The organism is Pseudomonas sp. TNT2022 ID1044 (assembly GCF_028656895.1).
Taxonomy (GTDB): Bacteria; Pseudomonadota; Gammaproteobacteria; order Pseudomonadales; family Pseudomonadaceae; genus Aquipseudomonas; species Aquipseudomonas reinekei.
Window position 1 is genome coordinate 70288 of sequence record NZ_JAMDHB010000002.1, and the last position, 16396, is coordinate 86683.

At 58.5% G+C, this 16396-nt stretch carries 14 protein-coding genes and 1 pseudogene; 7 read left to right on the forward strand and 8 right to left on the reverse strand.

Annotated features, from left to right (window positions below; genetic code table 11):
• Window positions 1-47: 47 nt before the first annotated feature.
• Entirely contained in the window at window positions 48-1199 is a 1152-nt protein-coding gene (locus M5G20_RS04605; protein WP_273918129.1) for an MFS transporter, read from the reverse strand.
• 167 nt (window positions 1200-1366) lie between these two features.
• Between M5G20_RS04605 and M5G20_RS04610 the strand changes: the two genes are divergently transcribed.
• The 3 genes from M5G20_RS04610 to M5G20_RS04620 all read left to right on the forward strand — a co-directional run bounded on the left by M5G20_RS04610 (window position 1367) and on the right by M5G20_RS04620 (window position 4030).
• On the forward strand, window positions 1367-2356 hold the full coding sequence (locus M5G20_RS04610) for a diaminopimelate epimerase (protein ID WP_273918130.1): 990 nt from the start codon (window positions 1367-1369) through the stop codon (window positions 2354-2356).
• Between the two features lie 197 nt (window positions 2357-2553).
• Window positions 2554-3042, forward strand: a complete 489-nt coding sequence (locus tag M5G20_RS04615) for an Hcp family type VI secretion system effector (protein WP_273918131.1) — start codon at window positions 2554-2556, stop codon at window positions 3040-3042.
• A 10-nt stretch (window positions 3043-3052) separates the two neighbouring features.
• Complete coding sequence (locus M5G20_RS04620) at window positions 3053-4030, forward strand: hypothetical protein (protein ID WP_273918132.1); 978 nt, start codon at window positions 3053-3055, stop codon at window positions 4028-4030.
• Window positions 4031-5486: 1456 nt separating this feature from the next.
• Here the strand turns inward: M5G20_RS04620 and codA are convergent.
• From codA to M5G20_RS04640, 4 genes are all read right to left on the reverse strand, one after another.
• Window positions 5487-6731: a cytosine deaminase gene (gene codA / locus M5G20_RS04625; RefSeq protein ID WP_273918133.1), complete on the reverse strand. Its 1245-nt coding sequence runs from the start codon at window positions 6729-6731 to the stop codon at window positions 5487-5489.
• 106 nt (window positions 6732-6837) lie between these two features.
• Window positions 6838-7668, reverse strand: coding sequence for an alpha/beta fold hydrolase (locus M5G20_RS04630; protein WP_273918134.1), 831 nt, complete (start codon window positions 7666-7668; stop codon window positions 6838-6840).
• Between the two features lie 114 nt (window positions 7669-7782).
• A complete protein-coding gene (gene queD, locus M5G20_RS04635; RefSeq protein ID WP_008056290.1) occupies window positions 7783-8139 on the reverse strand; it encodes a 6-carboxytetrahydropterin synthase QueD in 357 nt (118 codons plus the stop codon).
• A 75-nt stretch (window positions 8140-8214) separates the two neighbouring features.
• Entirely contained in the window at window positions 8215-9294 is a 1080-nt protein-coding gene (locus M5G20_RS04640; protein ID WP_273918135.1) for a patatin-like phospholipase family protein, read from the reverse strand.
• A gap of 159 nt (window positions 9295-9453) precedes the next feature.
• Here M5G20_RS04640 and M5G20_RS04645 point away from each other — a divergent pair, with 159 nt between their 5' ends.
• From M5G20_RS04645 to M5G20_RS04660, 4 genes are read left to right on the forward strand one after another with little or no spacing between them, the layout of a single operon-like run.
• Entirely contained in the window at window positions 9454-9762 is a 309-nt protein-coding gene (locus tag M5G20_RS04645) for a PepSY domain-containing protein (protein ID WP_273918136.1), read from the forward strand.
• On the forward strand, window positions 9762-10085 hold the full coding sequence (locus M5G20_RS04650) for a PepSY domain-containing protein (RefSeq protein WP_273918137.1): 324 nt from the start codon (window positions 9762-9764) through the stop codon (window positions 10083-10085). Before M5G20_RS04645 ends, M5G20_RS04650 begins: the two co-directional genes overlap by 1 nt.
• Window positions 10086-10088: 3 nt before the next feature.
• Window positions 10089-10757, forward strand: a complete 669-nt coding sequence (locus M5G20_RS04655; protein WP_150735429.1) for a response regulator transcription factor — start codon at window positions 10089-10091, stop codon at window positions 10755-10757.
• Window positions 10754-12070, forward strand: coding sequence for a sensor histidine kinase (locus M5G20_RS04660; protein WP_273918138.1), 1317 nt, complete (start codon window positions 10754-10756; stop codon window positions 12068-12070). Before M5G20_RS04655 ends, M5G20_RS04660 begins: the two co-directional genes overlap by 4 nt.
• 69 nt (window positions 12071-12139) lie before the next feature.
• Here M5G20_RS04660 and M5G20_RS04665 read toward each other — a convergent pair whose 3' ends face one another.
• From M5G20_RS04665 to M5G20_RS30205, 3 genes and pseudogenes are all read right to left on the reverse strand, one after another.
• Window positions 12140-13816, reverse strand: coding sequence for an MFS transporter (locus tag M5G20_RS04665; RefSeq protein WP_273918139.1), 1677 nt, complete (start codon window positions 13814-13816; stop codon window positions 12140-12142).
• 286 nt (window positions 13817-14102) lie between these two features.
• A complete protein-coding gene (locus tag M5G20_RS30200) occupies window positions 14103-14858 on the reverse strand; it encodes a methyl-accepting chemotaxis protein (RefSeq protein WP_443218287.1) in 756 nt (251 codons plus the stop codon).
• 102 nt (window positions 14859-14960) lie between these two features.
• A pseudogene (locus M5G20_RS30205) lies at window positions 14961-16250 on the reverse strand (HAMP domain-containing protein); the annotation flags it as partial.
• Window positions 16251-16396 lie beyond the last annotated feature (146 nt).

A 16396-nucleotide genomic window follows, 5' to 3' on the forward strand; every position in this document is an offset into this window, starting at 1 on the left:
TTGTGTTCACCGCGAACTCTGTGGGCGCTGGCTTGCCAGCAATGCCTTCAGACTTTTAGCGCCTTCCCGCCAATCGCCACAGCCACCAGCAATAGCGCCATCAACCCAAAGGCGAAACTCAAACTGGCGGCATGGGCGACAAAGCCGATCAGCGCAGGCCCCGCAAGAATCCCTGCATAGCCCAACGTAGTAATGGCCGGCACGGCGATGCTTTCCGGCATGACGGTTTGCTTGCCCACGGCGGTGTACAGCACCGGCACGATGTTCGAGCAACCGGCACCGAGCAACGCATATCCGGCCAGTGCCGCTTCCCAGCTTGGGGCGAAGGTCGCCAGACACAGCCCGGCTGCCGCTGTCAGTCCACCGAACACCATCACCCGTGTGGCGCCCAACCGCCGTACGATTTTGTCACCGGTCAAACGTCCGGCCGTCATGGTCAAGGCAAATGCTGCGTAACCAAGCCCTGCATACGCCGTATCTATTCCCCGCTCTTGCGCCAGAAACACTGCGCTCCAGTCCAGCGCAGCGCCCTCGGCGAGGAACACGATGAAGCACATGCCACCGATGAACAGCACGATGCCATGGGGAACGGCGAACGCCGGCCCGGAACTATCGCTGCCGTAGGGCAACATGTGTGGCGCAGCTTTCAGCAGGGCGACCAGCAGCAGGACGATCACCCCCAGCATTGCGCCCAGCGGCGACAATCCCAGGCCAAGCAGACCACTGACACCCCCCGCGCCGACGATCCCGCCGAGGCTGAACAGACCGTGAAACCCCGACATCATGTTCTTGCCGCTGGCGCGTTCGACGATCACGGCTTGCAGGTTGACCGTTGAATCCACCGTGCCGAGCCCCGCGCCGAACATAAACAGCGTGCCGATCAAGGCCGGAATCGATGACACCGTGGCCAGCAGCGGAAGCGCCGCGCAGATCAGCAGCGTCCCGCCGGTCGCCACTTTGCGGCAACCGAAGCGCGTGGCGAGGATCCCGGCCATCGGCATTGCCAGAATCGAACCCACCCCCAGGCACAGCAGCAACAGACCCAGCGTGCCTTCATCCAGCCCGGCCCGCGCCTTGGCATACGGCACCAACGGCGCCCACGCGGCAATGCCGACCCCGGCGATGAAAAAAGCGACGCGCGTGGACATTTGTTCCAGGCGTCCGGGAACGAATGAGGTCTGGGTGTTGAGGTTGGTCATATCAATCCTTGGCAAAAAACGTCGCGTCTCCAAGGGACAGTGATCGTGCGGCGAGGTTTCGATCAGCGTCCGCCAGGTTTTGCGTTCCGACAGGCAGACATCCTTGCACAGCCGATGCGTGTTTCGCGATAGTGAGCCCGACCGATCATTCCAGCAGGGAGACCGCCATGGCGCGGATGTACGATGCCCGGGGCAATATCTACATGGTTGTGGCGCCGCAAGCGCTGCGCAGCCAAGGCATAGACTTGCCGGATCAAGCCAGCCAGGCTGCGCAAACCCGCGAGGGCTGGGCATTGGCGGCTATCGAGGCGTGCTGTTCCTGGGCGCCGGGAGAGCAGCCTCCCGGCAGCAAGGATCATCGCAGTGATGGTTTGCTGGTTGGTCCGTTCCAGTCCTTGCCACCCTTCGACGTGTTGATCGTCAACACCGATGGCACGCTTGCCGAACGCAGTGGCAACGGCCTGACGATCTTCTCCCAAGCGCTGAGTGACCAAGGGCTATTGCCCCTGGACCAGGCATGCGTGCTCAGGGTTCATCATGACAAGACCGATTTGGTTTCACCGGGGGAAACGTTGGTGAAGGCGGCGCAGGTCGACGGGGTGCAAGGCTTCTGGCTCGATTTGGGGCAACCGGCTTTCGGCCCGCAGGCGGTGAGTGCGCAGGGCGTTGAAAGCGTGACGTTCAATGGTCGTGAGCTGAGCCATGTGCATCCGTTGGCAGTGTTGAACGGCGCGTGGACGCGCAGTCAATTTGTGCGGGTGGGTAATCCGCATTGCGTGACGCTGGTGGACCGCGCGGATGCGTTACCGAGCAATGAACAAATGCGCGAGCCGGTGTTGGACGAAGGGCTGACACGCATCGCCTATGCCATGCCAACCGGTGCAGGACAACCATGCCCGGCGGGGATCAATCTGCAATGGGCGATGCATGAGGGCGGGCAGCGTGTGACCGCGCGGGTATTCGAGCGCGGCGAAGGGCCGACAGCATCGTCGGGCACCAGCGCCACCGCGGTGGCGTGTGCGGCCTGGCGGGTGGGTTGGGTGACTGCCGGGGAGGTGAGGGTGACCATGCCCGGTGGTACGGCGCCAATCTTGCTGGAGCAAGAGCGGGGGGAATTGAGTCGGGTCAGCCTGTTTGGTACGGCTCGGTTGGTCTGATGTCGCCGTTATCGGATCGCCACCCCAAGTAAACCCGGCATCTGTGGACATGTCCTACAGAAATCTGGCAGAGCGACATAGGAAAGGTCTTTTTCACTGTATTCAGGACGTGTAAGTCAAATCATTCTTTATAGAGAAAGTTGTAGATTTGCTCATGACGGAGTTGACTCCCAACTCCACTGCCAAGGAACGGTGGCATGGCATTTGATGCTTTTTTGAAAATCAATGGTATCCCGGGTGAAGCGCTTGATGAGCAACACAGGGATTGGATCGAAATTACCGGCTACCGCTTCGGCACCCAACAGGGAACGTCGGCTACGGCCAGTTCTGCAGGGGGCGCTTCTTCCGGGCGTACCACCGTTTCCGATTTTACGTTTACCAAAACCCTGGATAAATCCAGTAGCAAACTCCTGGAAGCCAGTTGCGCAGGTGAACATCTGAAAGATGTTGTATTGAGGTTGCACCGCGCAGGAGGCGAAAAACTCAAGTACTTCGAGATTCAGCTGGAAGAGGTAATCATCTCCAGTTATTCGCAAGTTGCAAATGATGGAGTCCCTACTGAAACGATCAGTCTTGATTACGGGCGCATAAAAACGATCTACACCCAGCAAAAACGTACGGACGGCGCAGGCGGCGGAAACGTGGCCGGTGGGTGGGATCGTATTGCAAATAAAAAATGCTCGTGAGGTTTAGTTGATGTCAAAGGCCTACATTTTTATCAATGAGCATGTGCAGCCATATTCATATTTAAAGTCGAATTTGAATCTTGGGAAGAAATCCAGTGTCAAGTTTGATGTGCTGAATTCGCATGTTATCAATACGGTTGTATTGCCCGGTGAAATAATCATTGTTGGCGATGATTCAGTATCGATCTGCACCGCCGAAGAAGCGTTTTATATGCGCAAAGCGTTGGAAGTCCATTTGGCGATTATGACGAATGGAATGCAGAGTGATGGTTTTTTAGTTGAAAATCACGAGCTTTTGACAAGGATTCTCGGTTATTCATCCATAGGGATTGGCGCGGTGGGGGGCGCCTGGAGCAAGCACCTGGATGGCATCAAGAAAACCCTCGAAAATATTGAAACCGCTCATGGTGAAATTCCCAGAAATGGTGGCGCTGGCAGTCGAGATGCTTTTTATGCAAAGCGTAAGGCGCTATTTGAGAAGCTTGATGGTCAATTAAAAAGCTTTGCCCGATTTGGGTCCGGTTTACGTAACCAAGGCTCGATCAAGGACATGCTGGGCATCTCCACCAAAAGCTACCTGCATACAGGAACCATAGCCGGCTACGCTGAAACCATTAATGGCGTGGCGAAAGCTTCGAGTCTCATGAAAAAGGGTACATACCTTGGAGTCGGTCTGAGTGTCACTGCGACAGGTGCTTCAATTTATAATGCATGCACGACTGGGCGTGAGGATCAATGCAGGAAAGCTAAATATGTAGAAGGAGGGAAGTTGTCCGGGGGCCTTTTCTTTGGAGCTTTGGGAGGGGCGGCTGGTGGTTATGGAGCTGCGCTAGGATGTGCCCTCGTATTCGGGATCGCTACCGGCGGTCCCGGCGCTCTGGCGTGTGGCGTGATCGGGGGTGGGGTCGGAGGTTTGATTGGAGGCGAATCTGGTGAATCTTTTGGTGAGTTGAGTGGCGAGCTGTTGTACGAGCACTCACTAAAATGAGTGATTCAGCGCTTCTGTTAATAATACTGTTCATATACTTTATGGCATTTGTAGCTATTTTTTGGATGTTGATATTTTCTTATCGGTACACGGAGTTGATTGAGGAGTGTTTAAGTAAAAGTCGATTTGTAGCGAATAATCGTGAGGCATTCTCTGGTTTGGGTCTGATTGGAAAAGTTCTCAGGAATGGATCGGTAGCAACAATGTTTCTGATTCCTCGGTTATGCGAAAAACGGGGTCTTATAGAAAAGGATGAGTTGTTGAAATTGCCGCCAAACCTTAAGCGAATGTTGATAATTCCTTATGTCATGGGAGGGGTGTCGTTTTTTGCAATGCTCGTTATTCGATTTTTTTATGCTTGATGATTTGTTTTGTGGTCTTCAGGTTCTATGATTAATAGGGGCAAATTGATGGAGTGTTGCAGGGATTGATTTAAACATGGTGAGAGAAGCGAAAGTCGTTTGTGAGTTACTGCCAAGGTGAGTGATATTGCGTTTGCGATCATTTCGACATTAATCATGGTTGCCATGTTTGTAGTAATGTGTTGGCTGTTTTTATCTTGTTATCGATTCACGGAGATAATAGAGGGTTATCTAAGTGATAGTAAAATCGTGCAGCATAATCGAACCGTATTTGAAAGTGCGGGATTAATTGGGATGGTTATCAGGAATTGCTCCATAGCATTAATATTTTTGATCCCTGAACTCTGCGAGAGACGTGGCCTTATAGAAAAAGACGAGTTATCCAATTTGCCTGTTTACCTTAAGCGAAGGCTGTTAGCGCCTTGGATTGCAGGAGGTGTATTGTTTTTTGCAATGTTTGTTCTTTGGCTTTTTTTTGTTTGATTTTTACTTGTCTTTGTTGATTGTGGCTGGCGGATTCGGTGCGCAAACTTGAGTGGCTGTAGGGAGTGAAGTAGGCGGTTGGGCAGGAGGAGAAGGCGGTGGGGATATAGGTGGGATGGGCGGTTCTGTAATTTATGAGTATTTTCAATAATGAGAGTTGTGTTGGCTTTTACTGGACTATTTTTAATTTTCTTGCTGTTTTTGGTGTTGGTGTGGATATTTCTGTTCTCCAGTCGATACACGGAAATAATAGAAAGTTACTTAGGTAGAAGTAAGTTCGTGGTAAATAATCGTGAAGCATTCTCTGGTTTGGGTCTGATTGGGAAGGTACTCAGGTGTGGATCGATTGCAACAATGTTTTTGATTCCTCGGCTATGCGAAAAACGCGGTCTTGTAGAAAAGGATGAGTTGTTGAATTTACCGCTAGACCTTAAGCGGAAGTTGATAGCGCCGTGGATTGTAGGTGGAGTGGTGTTTTCTGCGATGCTAGTCCTTAGATTCTTTTTCGTGTGATTTTTACATTTGGTTATCGCCAGTTTGACGCCACGGTACATAACCGATGACGAATCGACGAGCGATGACCCAGTTGCAAATGGATTTAAAGCCGAAGATCAATCCAGCCCGGAGAATTCCACCACCGGCATCGTCCGCTTCATCAACACCTTGCCCCCACGTACCGAATACAGCGGCAACCCCTGGCTGCGGATTACCTCGTAGTCATTTTCGGCGGAAAGAATCAGCAGGTTCGCCGGGCGGCCCGGTTCCAGTCCGTAGCGGTCACCCAGGGCGAGGGCCTTGGCGCTGTTGTCGGTCACCAGATCCAGCGCACTTTGCAGATTGCGATAACCGAGCATGTGGCAAATGTGCAGCCCCGCTTCGAGTACTCGTAAAATGTTGCCGTTACCCAGTGGATACCACGGGTCGACGATCGAGTCCTGGCCGAAACACACGTTCATGCCGGCTTCGAGCAGCTCGTTGACCCGGGTCACGCCCCGGCGTTTCGGGAAATTATCGAAGCGGCCCTGCAGGTGGATGCTCTCGGTGGGGCATGAAACGAAACTGATGCCCGAATGCCCGAGCAGACGAAACAGTTTGGCGCAGTAGGCATTGTCGTAGGAGCCCATGGCCGTGGTGTGGCTGGCGGTGACCCGCGAGCCCATGTCGCGGCTGCGGGCTTCTTCGGCGAGCACTTCGAGAAAGCGTGAGTGCGGGTCGTCGGTTTCATCGCAATGCACATCCACCAGGCACCCGGTGCGTTCGGCCAGGTCCATCAGGAATTTCACCGAACTGACGCCCTGGTCGCGGGTGTATTCGAAATGCGGGATGCCGCCGATCACGTCGGCGCCCATGTGGATTGCTTCCTCCATCAAGTCCCGACCATTGCGATAGGACTCGATGCCTTCCTGGGGGAACGCGACGATTTGCATGTCCACCAGGTGCCGGCTTTCCTCGCGCACTTCGAGCATCGCTTTGAGGGCGGTCAGCTGCGGATCGGTGACGTCGACATGGGTGCGTACGTGCTGGATGCCGTGGGCCGCCAGGTCCTGGATGGTTTTTTTCGCCCGGGTCTTGGTGTCTTCCAGGGTGATGGTCGCCTTGCGCTCGCCCCAGCATTCGATGCCCTCGAACAGCGTGCCGCTCATGTTCCAGCGCGGTTCGCCGGCGGTCAGGGTCGCATCGAGGTGAATGTGCGGCTCGACAAAGGGCGGCACCACCAGATGGCCGCCGGCATCCAGATCGTTCGGGCCCAGGGTTGGCGCCTCGATCTGGCGGGTGATGTTGCTGATCAGGCCGTTTTCCAGGTGCAACTCATGCAGGCCTTCCTGGTTGCGCAACCGGGCGTTGATGATGTGCATCAGGAGCGTCCTTTTAGAGGTTCAATACCCTTACGTTAGCCCGGTTGATCAACGCAGATCAAATGTGGCTGCGAGCCTGCTCGCTCCCACAGGGGATTGGCTTTGGTCAGGCGGATTTTTGCAGGGGCAAGAATCTCAATAGCGCTGCGATGATGGCCTCGGGGGCATCTTCCTGCACCAGGTGCCCGGCGTTGGGGACCGGATGGAATTGCGCGCCGGGTATCAGTTGCTGCAAGGCGCGCCCGCGTTCGATGGGAATCCACTGATCGTCCTCACCCCACAGAATCTGCACCGGGCAGCGAATGTTCGGGTACAGGTTCTCAGCCTCGCGGGTGTAGCGCTCGTCCATCTGCGCAATCTGCCGGTAGAACGCCGCTTGGCCGGGATCACCGAGCCAGGGTTGCACGTAGGGTGCGAGTTCGTTGTCGGCGATGTCGCGCTTGATTGCCCCGCGAATATAGGTCGGCACGATGGCCCGCTGGATGTAGTCGGGCAGGCCGCTGAACGCCGCCTCATGCTGACGCACATGCTGCACGAAGGGTGAGCCCCAGGGCGTCAGCGCCACCGGGTCGATCAGCGTCAGGCTGCGGTAATCCTTCCCGTTGAGCAGATGTGTACGCAAGGCGGTAGCGCCGCCAAAGTCATGGGCGACGACGTCGGGGCTGACCAGGCCCCAGTGCTCCAGCAACTGCGCGAGTAATTCGTTCTGAACGCCCAGGGATACGTCGCCATCGATTTTTTCCGACTGCCCATAGCCCAGCAGATCGAAATAGTGCACCCGGTGGGTGGTGATGAAGTGCGGCGCAATCCGGTGCCAGACATAGGAAGAGAAGGGCGTGCCATGCACGAACACCAGTGGCGGGCCATCGCCACGCACGGCGTAGCGAACGGAGTGCCCTTTGAAGCGATAGGTTTGAGCCAGTGGCCATTCAGTCATGTGCGTGTCCTCTTGGCGGGTGCGAGCCAAAAAGCATAGGCATAAAAAAACAGCCAATGAAGGCTGTTTTCCGGTTCTCGGACAAAACGCATTTCCCCTTGCAGGGAAGTCGCTTTATTCGCCGCGGTAGATGCAACCGCTGGTACATGTCTCGTGAATGCGAATCGCGCTGAGTTCCGGCAGCAGAGGTTTGAGTTCAGCCCAGATGAATTTGGCCAACACTTCACTGGTCGGGTTTTCCAGGCCAGGAATGTCGTTCAGGTAGTTGTGGTCCAGACGCTCATACAACGGCTTGAAGATTGCCTTGATCTCCGAGAAGTCGCGGATCCAGCCCGTATGCGGATCGAGGTCGCCGCTCAGGTGAATCGCCACTTTGAACGAGTGACCGTGCAGGCGCCCGCACTTGTGGCCGTCCGGGACGTGGGGCAAGCGGTGGGCGGATTCGAAGGTAAACTCTTTGAAAATTTCCACAGTGTTTTCAGCTCTGTTCAGGTGACGTTCGCCGTAGCGATTCGGGCAGGCGGCGAGTTTACCAGCTTGTTTTGACTAAAGGGTCAGCAAGCGCTCGCCAAGGCGACCGTTGGCGGCCAGTTCGAGAAACTCATCGCCCAGCCGACGGCTTTCATCCATCGCCGCACGCCAGTATTTCTGCCGGCCCGGGGCGTCACCCATGAAGCGCTTGAAGTCGTTGCGGTCCGGCAGTTTGCCGTAGGGCAGGCGCGCCAGGTATTCCCTGGACGGTGCCAGCAACAACACATTCTGCAGGCGTGCCGGGCAGGCGCGCCGCCAGGGCAGAGTCTTGTCGAACCAGCCGGGAATTACCCGGTCGGTGAAATGCGGATAGAGCACGATGTCATCACCGCTGTAGGGCAGGTCGAGGTGATAGTCGAGGAGGCCGCCGTCGCGAAATGTGCCAGCGCCGGCACCCGGCAGATCACGAACGCCTTCCATCACCATCGGGATCGACCCGGACGCGAGCAGGGCCTGGCGCAGATTGCCGGCATCCAGGGCGACGAAACGCGACGGGAAGTCGTGCAGCGCATCGAGCGGTGGCGCCAGGCGCGGGTCGTGGATGATCAGGCGCTCGAAGTGCCGCGACAGCCGGGCACGGCCACGCAGGTTATCGGCGATCACCGATGACAGGCCCAAGCCCAGGCGACCGCGGTGATCGTCCGCGAGCAGGCCGTGGCTTTTGACCACCATGATGTTCAGGCGGTAATGGGGATTGTCGAGCAGGGCGGCATCGCGACCGTCGAGCAAATCATCGAGCATGCGCCGCGAGCTCTGGCTGATCTGCGCCATGGTGACGCCCTTGGCGAAGTTCTGCTCGGTGTAGAGGTGACCGAGGCGGCGAATGCCTTCGGCCGCGTCCGGCAGGCAGGCACTGGCGAAGCGCCAGGAACCCACCGACGCCCCGATCAGCGAGCGCTCACGTGGCGCCGATGGCAACCAGTCGCCGAACAACGCCAGGTCCAGCCCCTGAATCCCCAACGCCTTCGGGCCACCGGCAGCGCCCGGTAATGTGCCGACATCCGCGGCATTCAAGCCGTTTTCACGAATGCGCGCCAAGGCACGCGGCCCGGCCTTGATCGTCAGGGAAGGGAACTTGATGTGGATGGCGGTCATACCGGTCTCGAATGTTGGCAAGCGGAAGATTATAAGTCACTTGCAATCTTGTGGTTCCATACGGCCCCGACACGGGCAATGATGGCAATTCAGTTTCAATTAAGTTCTTGTCGCTATGGTGGCCCTGTAGGCAACACATAAAAGAATACGGAGACACCCATGAAAACCCTGACTGCCCTGTTCACCGCGTCCATCCTCACGCTCACCGCCAGTATCGCCCACGCGCGCGATCTGGGGCCGGATGAAGCCTTGAGGCTGCGCGACGCTGGTACCATTGTGTCGTTCGAGAAGCTAAACGCCACCGCATTGGCCAGACATCCGGGTTCCACCGTTACCGAAACCGAGCTGGAAGAAGAGTACGGCAAGTACATCTACCAGATTGAACTGCGCGACCCGCAGGGCATCGATTGGGATCTGGAATTAGACGCTGTCAGTGGGCAAGTACTCAAGGATCATCAGGATTCGTAATGACGCTGTTTTCTTTTACACGGTGGCGCATCGGCAGCCGATGGGCGCTGGCGCTGCTGGCTTTTTGCTCAGTGGTCATGGCTCGCGACCTCGACCAGGACGAGGCCCTTCACCTGCGCCAACAGGGCGTGATCCTGCCGCTCGAGCAACTTTTGCAGCAGGCGCTGGACCGCTATCCCGGGGCGAAACTGCTGGAAGCCGAGCTCGAAGAGAAGCACGACATCTATATTTATGAAGTCGAGTTGCTGACCACCGAAGGCGTCGTCCGCGAGCTTGACCTCGATGCCGCCACCGGCCGTTTATTGAAAGACAAGGAAGATTGATCGATGCGTTTGCTTCTGGTGGAAGATCACGTGCCTATGGCCGACGAACTGTTGGCCGGCCTGAATCGCCAAGGGTACGCCGTGGACTGGCTGGCCGACGGTCGCGACGCCGTGCATCAGGGCAGTACCGAGCCCTATGACCTGATCATTCTCGACCTCGGTTTGCCGGGGGTGCCGGGCCTCGACGTGCTGGCACAATGGCGCGCCGGCGGTCTGGCGACGCCGGTGCTGATTCTCACCGCGCGTGGTTCCTGGGCCGAACGCATCGAGGGCCTGAAGGCCGGTGCCGACGATTACCTGACCAAACCGTTCCATCCCGAAGAACTGCATTTACGCATCCAGGCCTTGTTGCGCCGCTCCCATGGCCAGGCCAATCAACCGACGCTCAAGGCCGCAGGGCTGCATCTGGATGAGGGGCGTCAATGCGTGATCCGCGATGGCGCGGACATTCAGCTCACCGCCGCCGAATTCCGCTTGCTGCGATATTTCATGCTGCACCCCGAACAAATTCTTTCCAAAAGCCACCTCGCCGAACACCTCTACGACGGTGAAACCGAGCGCGATTCCAACGTGCTGGAAGTCCACGTCAATCACCTGCGGCGCAAGCTCGGCAAAAGCGTGATCGAAACCCGTCGCGGCCAGGGTTACCTCTTTGGCGGGCAAGCGCGTTGAGGTCGATCCAGCGGCGCTTGAGCCTGGGCCTGATCAGCGTGATGGTGATTGTTGGCCTGATACTGGCGCAAACCAGTTTGTGGCTGTTCGAAATGGGCTTGCAGCGCTACCTCGAGGCCGGGTTGCGCAACGACAGCGAGAACCTGCTGGTGGCACTGGCGCGCGGCCCGCAAGGATTGCAGCTGGATGAGCGACGCTTGTCACCGGCCTATCAACGGCCGTTTTCCGGCCACTACTTCCGTATCGATTTTGCCAACAGCCATTGGCGTTCCCGTTCGTTGTGGGACCAGGAGCTGCCGCGACTCGAGCATCCTGGCCTGCACAGCAACCTGCAATTGGGGCCGGAGGGGCAGCAGTTGCTGGTGTTGCGCTCGGACTATCGACGCCTCGGCCAGTCGATTTCCATCAGCGTGGCGCAGGATTACACGCCGGTGCGCGAGAGCTTCCAGCGGATGCGGCAGGTGGGGCTGGGATTGGGCCTGGCGGGGTTGCTGCTGATTCTGCTGTTGCAACGCGTCACCGTGCGCCGCGCCTTGCGCCCCCTGGAAAAGGCCCGCGAGCAGATCGCACAACTGCAACAGGGACAGCGCTCGCAACTTGATGAGCAGGTGCCGGTGGAGCTGGAGCCGCTGGTGGCGCAGATCAACCACCTGCTGGCGCATACGGAAGACAGTCTCAAGCGCTCGCGCAATGCGCTGGGCAATCTCGGCCACGCGTTGAAAACTCCGCTGGCGGTGCTGTTGAGCCTGGCCTCGAGCGAGCAACTGGACGCGCACCCGCAACTGCGCAAGGTGCTCAAGGAACAGCTGGAGCAGGTGCAGCAGCGGCTTAATCGCGAACTCAATCGCGCTCGCTTGTCCGGCGATGCACTGCCGGGTGCGCTGTTTGACTGCGACGCCGAACTGCCGGGGTTATTGGCGACACTGAACATGATTCACGGTGAACACCTGGACCTGAGCTACCGCGCACCGGCCGGGCTACAACTGCCGTGGGATCGCGAGGATCTGCTGGAATTGCTCGGCAATCTGTTGGACAACGCCTGTAAATGGGCGGACGCCGAAGTCCGGCTGAGTGTGGTCGAGACCGCGAACGGCTTTGAGTTGAGCGTGGAAGACGACGGGCCGGGCATTCCCGAAGGCCAGCGCGATCAGGTGTTCAGTCGCGGCACACGGCTGGATGAACAGACTGACGGGCATGGTTTGGGATTGGGCATCGTGCGCGACATCGTCGACACCTGGGGCGGAGCTTTGCACTTGCAGGAGAGCGAGTGGGACGGGTTGAAAGTGCGGATTGAACTGCCCAAGCGCATCTGATGTTGGACAAGACCCGGACCCTGTGGGAGCGGGCAAGCCTGCTCCCACAGGGTGTCTGTTACGTCCGACTCAGGTGTGGTGAATATCCCGATCCTTGGTTTCCGGCATGAAGCAAATCCCCAGAACTGCCGTCATCACCGCAATCACGATCGGATACCACAGCCCGTAATAGATATCCCCGGTGGCCGCCACCATGGCGAATGCCACCGTCGGCAGGAAGCCACCGAACCAGCCGTTGCCGATGTGATAGGGCAGGGACATCGAGGTGTAGCGGATACGCGCCGGGAACAGCTCCACCAGCCACGCAGCGATCGGGCCGTAGACCATGGTCACATAGATCACCAGGATGGTCAGGAGCAACAGCACCATTGGATAGTTGGTCTTGGCCGGGTCCGCCTTCTCGGGGTAACCGGCCTCCTTGAGAGCGGTCGCGAGTGTGGCGGTGAAGGCATCGTTGCGGGTCTTGAAGTCGGCGGCCGGCATACCGGTGCCCTCGAAGCTCTCGATCACCTTGTCGCCGATGCGCACCTGCGCCACGGCCCCAGGCTCGGCCTTCTCGTTCTTATAGGGGATCGCCCGCTTGGCCAGTATGGTCTTGGCCAGGTCGCAGGAACTGGTGAATTTGGCCTTGCCCACCGGGTCGAACTGGAACGAACACTGGTCGGGATCGGCGACCACCGTGACCGGGTTCTTCTCCTGTGCGACGAAGACATCGGGGTTACCGTATTGGGTCAGCGCATTGAAGATCGGGAAGTACGTGAGCGCCGCGAGGATGCAGCCGGCCATGATGATCCCTTTGCGGCCGATGCGATCGGACAGGCTGCCGAAGATCACGAAGAACGGTGTGCCGATCAGCAGTGAACCGGCGATCAGCAAGTTGGCGGTCTGCGCGTCGATCTTCAGCGTTTGCAGGAGGAAGAACAGCGCATAGAACTGCCCGGTGTACCAGACCACGGCCTGGCCGGCCGTGCCGCCGAGCAGGGCCATGATGACGATTTTCAGGTTGTCCCAACGGGCGAAGGATTCAGTCAGCGGCGCTTTGGACGCTTTGCCCTCGGCCTTCATTTTCATGAACACCGGCGACTCGCTCAGTTGCAGGCGGATGTACACCGAAACGGCCAGCAACAGGATCGACAGCAGGAACGGAATCCGCCAGCCCCAGGCCTCGAAGGCTTCATTGCCCAGGATGGTGCGGCAGGCAAGGATCACCAGCAGTGACAGAAACAGGCCGAGGGTGGCGGTGGTCTGGATCCACGAGGTGAAAAAGCCGCGTTTGCCTTTCGGCGCATGTTCGGCCACGTAGGTTGCGGCACCGCCGTATTCGCCACCCAGGGCCAGGCCTTGCAGCAGGCGCAAGGTGATCAGGATGATCGGTGCCGCCACGCCGATGGTCGCGTAGCCCGGCAGGAAGCCCACAATCGCCGTGGAAACACCCATGATCACGATGGTGATGAGGAAGGTGTGTTTGCGCCCGATCATGTCGCCCAATCGGCCGAACACAATCGCGCCGAATGGCCGCACGGCAAAACCCGCAGCGAATGCGAGCAGGGCGAAGATGAAGGATGTGGTCTCGTTGACACCGGCGAAGAAGTGCTTGGCGATGATCGCGGCGAGGGAGCCATAAAGGTAAAAGTCGTACCACTCGAAGACGGTGCCCAGGGACGAGGCGAAGATGACCTTGCGTTCCTCCCGGGTGATCCCGCGGTTGGGCGCGCTGCCCGTGGTTGTATTGTCGATTGCCGCCATGAGTTTTCTCCGTTGTTCTTGTTGTAGGCCGGAGCACCTCTCATTTATTGCCGTACCCGGGCCTTTGGACACAGACTGACGGCCTCGCATCGCTGCAAGGTTTCCTGAAGCATAATCGGCTTCCGGCAGATATCCACTCGCCATCATTGAGCACGGCAGCGATGGACATTACAGAACTGCAGGAGCGAGCCTGCTCGCGATAGCGGTGTATCAGACACATTTGATACTGAATGTGTCACCGCCATCGCCAGCAGGCAGGCTGGCTCCCACAGGGGATTACTGGGGCTTAAACGCGGAACTGATCCATCAAACCCTGCTGATGATTCGCCAGGCAATTGAGTGACTGGCTCACCCGCGCCGATTCGTTGGCCTGCCCCGACAGCGACTCGGTCACATCGCGGATGGTCGCGACGTTGTTGTTGATTTCCTCGGCCACCGCGCTTTGCTCTTCGGCGGCACTGGCGATTTGCAGGTTCATGTCGCTGATCACGGTCACCGCCTCGCCGATCTGCCGCAGAGCCGTCACGGCCTGGCCGACCTGCTCGACACTGCCTTGGGCCTGGCGATGGCTGTTGCCCATCGACCCCACCACATCCTGGGTGCCGCTTTGCAATTGCTCGATCACCAGCCGGGTTTCCTCGACGGATTCCTGGGTGCGCCGCGCCAGGTTACGCACTTCATCGGCCACCACGGCAAACCCGCGCCCGGCCTCACCGGCACGGGCCGCTTCGATGGCGGCGTTGAGCGCGAGCAGGTTGGTCTGTTCGGCGATGGCGCGGATCACTTCGAGCACCGAACCGATCTTTTCGCTATTGGCCGCCAGACCTTCGACCTGCACCATCGCCGCGCTCATGTCGGCGGCGAGGTTGTCGATGCTGGCGGTGGTGCGGTCGATCACGTTCAGGCCCTGGCGGGTCGCCTGATCAGCATCCCGGGCGGCTTGCGCTGCCTGGGCCGCGCTGCGGGCGACGTCCTGGGCCGTGGCGCTCATTTCGTGGGATGCGGTGGCGACTTGATCCACCTGACGGTATTGCTGCTCCATGCCGGCGCTGGTCTGGGTGGCGATGGCGGACGACTGGTCAGCAGTGCTGCGAGCGTCCTGCACTGAGCGTTTGACCTCGGCGATGATGGGTTGCAGCTTGTCGAGGAAGCGGTTGAACCAGCCCGCCAATTGGCCCAGTTCATCCTGCTTGTCGTAGGCCAGGCGGCGGGTCAGGTCACCTTCGCCGCTGGCGATGTCTTCGAGCATGTGCGCCACGCCCAAAATCGGCTTGGTCACGCTGCGGGCCATCAGCCACACCAGTACCAGCCCGATCAATGCGGCGAGCGCACCCAGGCCCAATTCGGTCAGGGTGCCGGCGGTGTTGCCTTCATCCAGTTGCTTTTTCAGGGTCTCGGCGGGGCCGATCAGCACTTTCTCCGGGACGTCGAGCAACACGCCCCAGGATTTTCCACCGGGGATCGGCTGGAACGGCGACAGTACTTTGAGCTGTTGATTGCTGTGCAGGCTGGCGGTCTCGCTGCTGGTCGCGAGGGTGCGCATCAACTCGGCACCGTTGGTGGGGTCGATGGCTTCCAGGCGCTGGCTGAGTTTGCCGGCGTCCGGGCTGTGGCCGGCGAGCAGGCCGGCAGGACTGATAATGCTGACACGGGTCTGGCCGTCGTACAGTTTTTTGCTGGCGCCCTGACTGATGGCTTGCAAGCGGTTGAGATTGATGTCCACCGATAACGAAGCGATCACCTTGCCGTTGACCATCAGCGGGAAAACGATGCTGGTCATCAGCACTTTCTGGCCGTCGATCATATAAAAGTAGGGTTCGATCACGCAGGGCTTGAGGCTGGTGCGCGGGCAGGTGAACCAGGCGTTGGCCGGTTCGCCGCTGGGGCCGGTGCTGGTGTCGGTCATGTCGCTTTCCGGCAGCGCCATCGACGTCACCTTGCCCGGCGCAGGCTGCGACCAGTACAGGGCGAAGCGGCCCTTGTCGTTGCTGCCCAATTCGTCCTGGCCGCTGAACAGTTCGTCCTTGCCGTCCAGCCCGTTGGGTTCAAACACCAGGGACAAACCCAGCAGTTCCGGATTGGCTTGCAGGGCCGATTTGACCTGACGGGTCAGGTCTTCGCGCAGGTCGAAGGCATCGAGGAAGCGCTTTTCGGCCTGATCCCGCAGAAACAGCACCTGACGGGAGAACCCATGCCCGTATTGATAGGCGTCCATGAATTGCTGGCGAATGACCAGCGCCTGGTTTTCACCCTGGGACTCGATCCGCGCCTGGGCCGCTTCAGTCAGCATCTCCATGCTGGAAGCTTTCACCAACGCGGAGCTGTGCTCCATGCGGTACAGCGAAAGACCCACCAGCAGGGTCACGATGCCCGCCAGGCACAGCCCGGCCAGCAGGGTGATTTTCCATTGAATGGAAAGTTGTCTGAGCGACATGGAGACGTCCTTTATTCGATAAATATCTGAGACTTTGCACTGTAACGGCTTGAAAGCAGCTTTCTTGAGTTGCCAGCGGCAAGCTGCCAGTGAAAAACACACTGGCTTGAGGGTTGCAGCTTGCCGCTGCTTCCTTCACAGTGCGC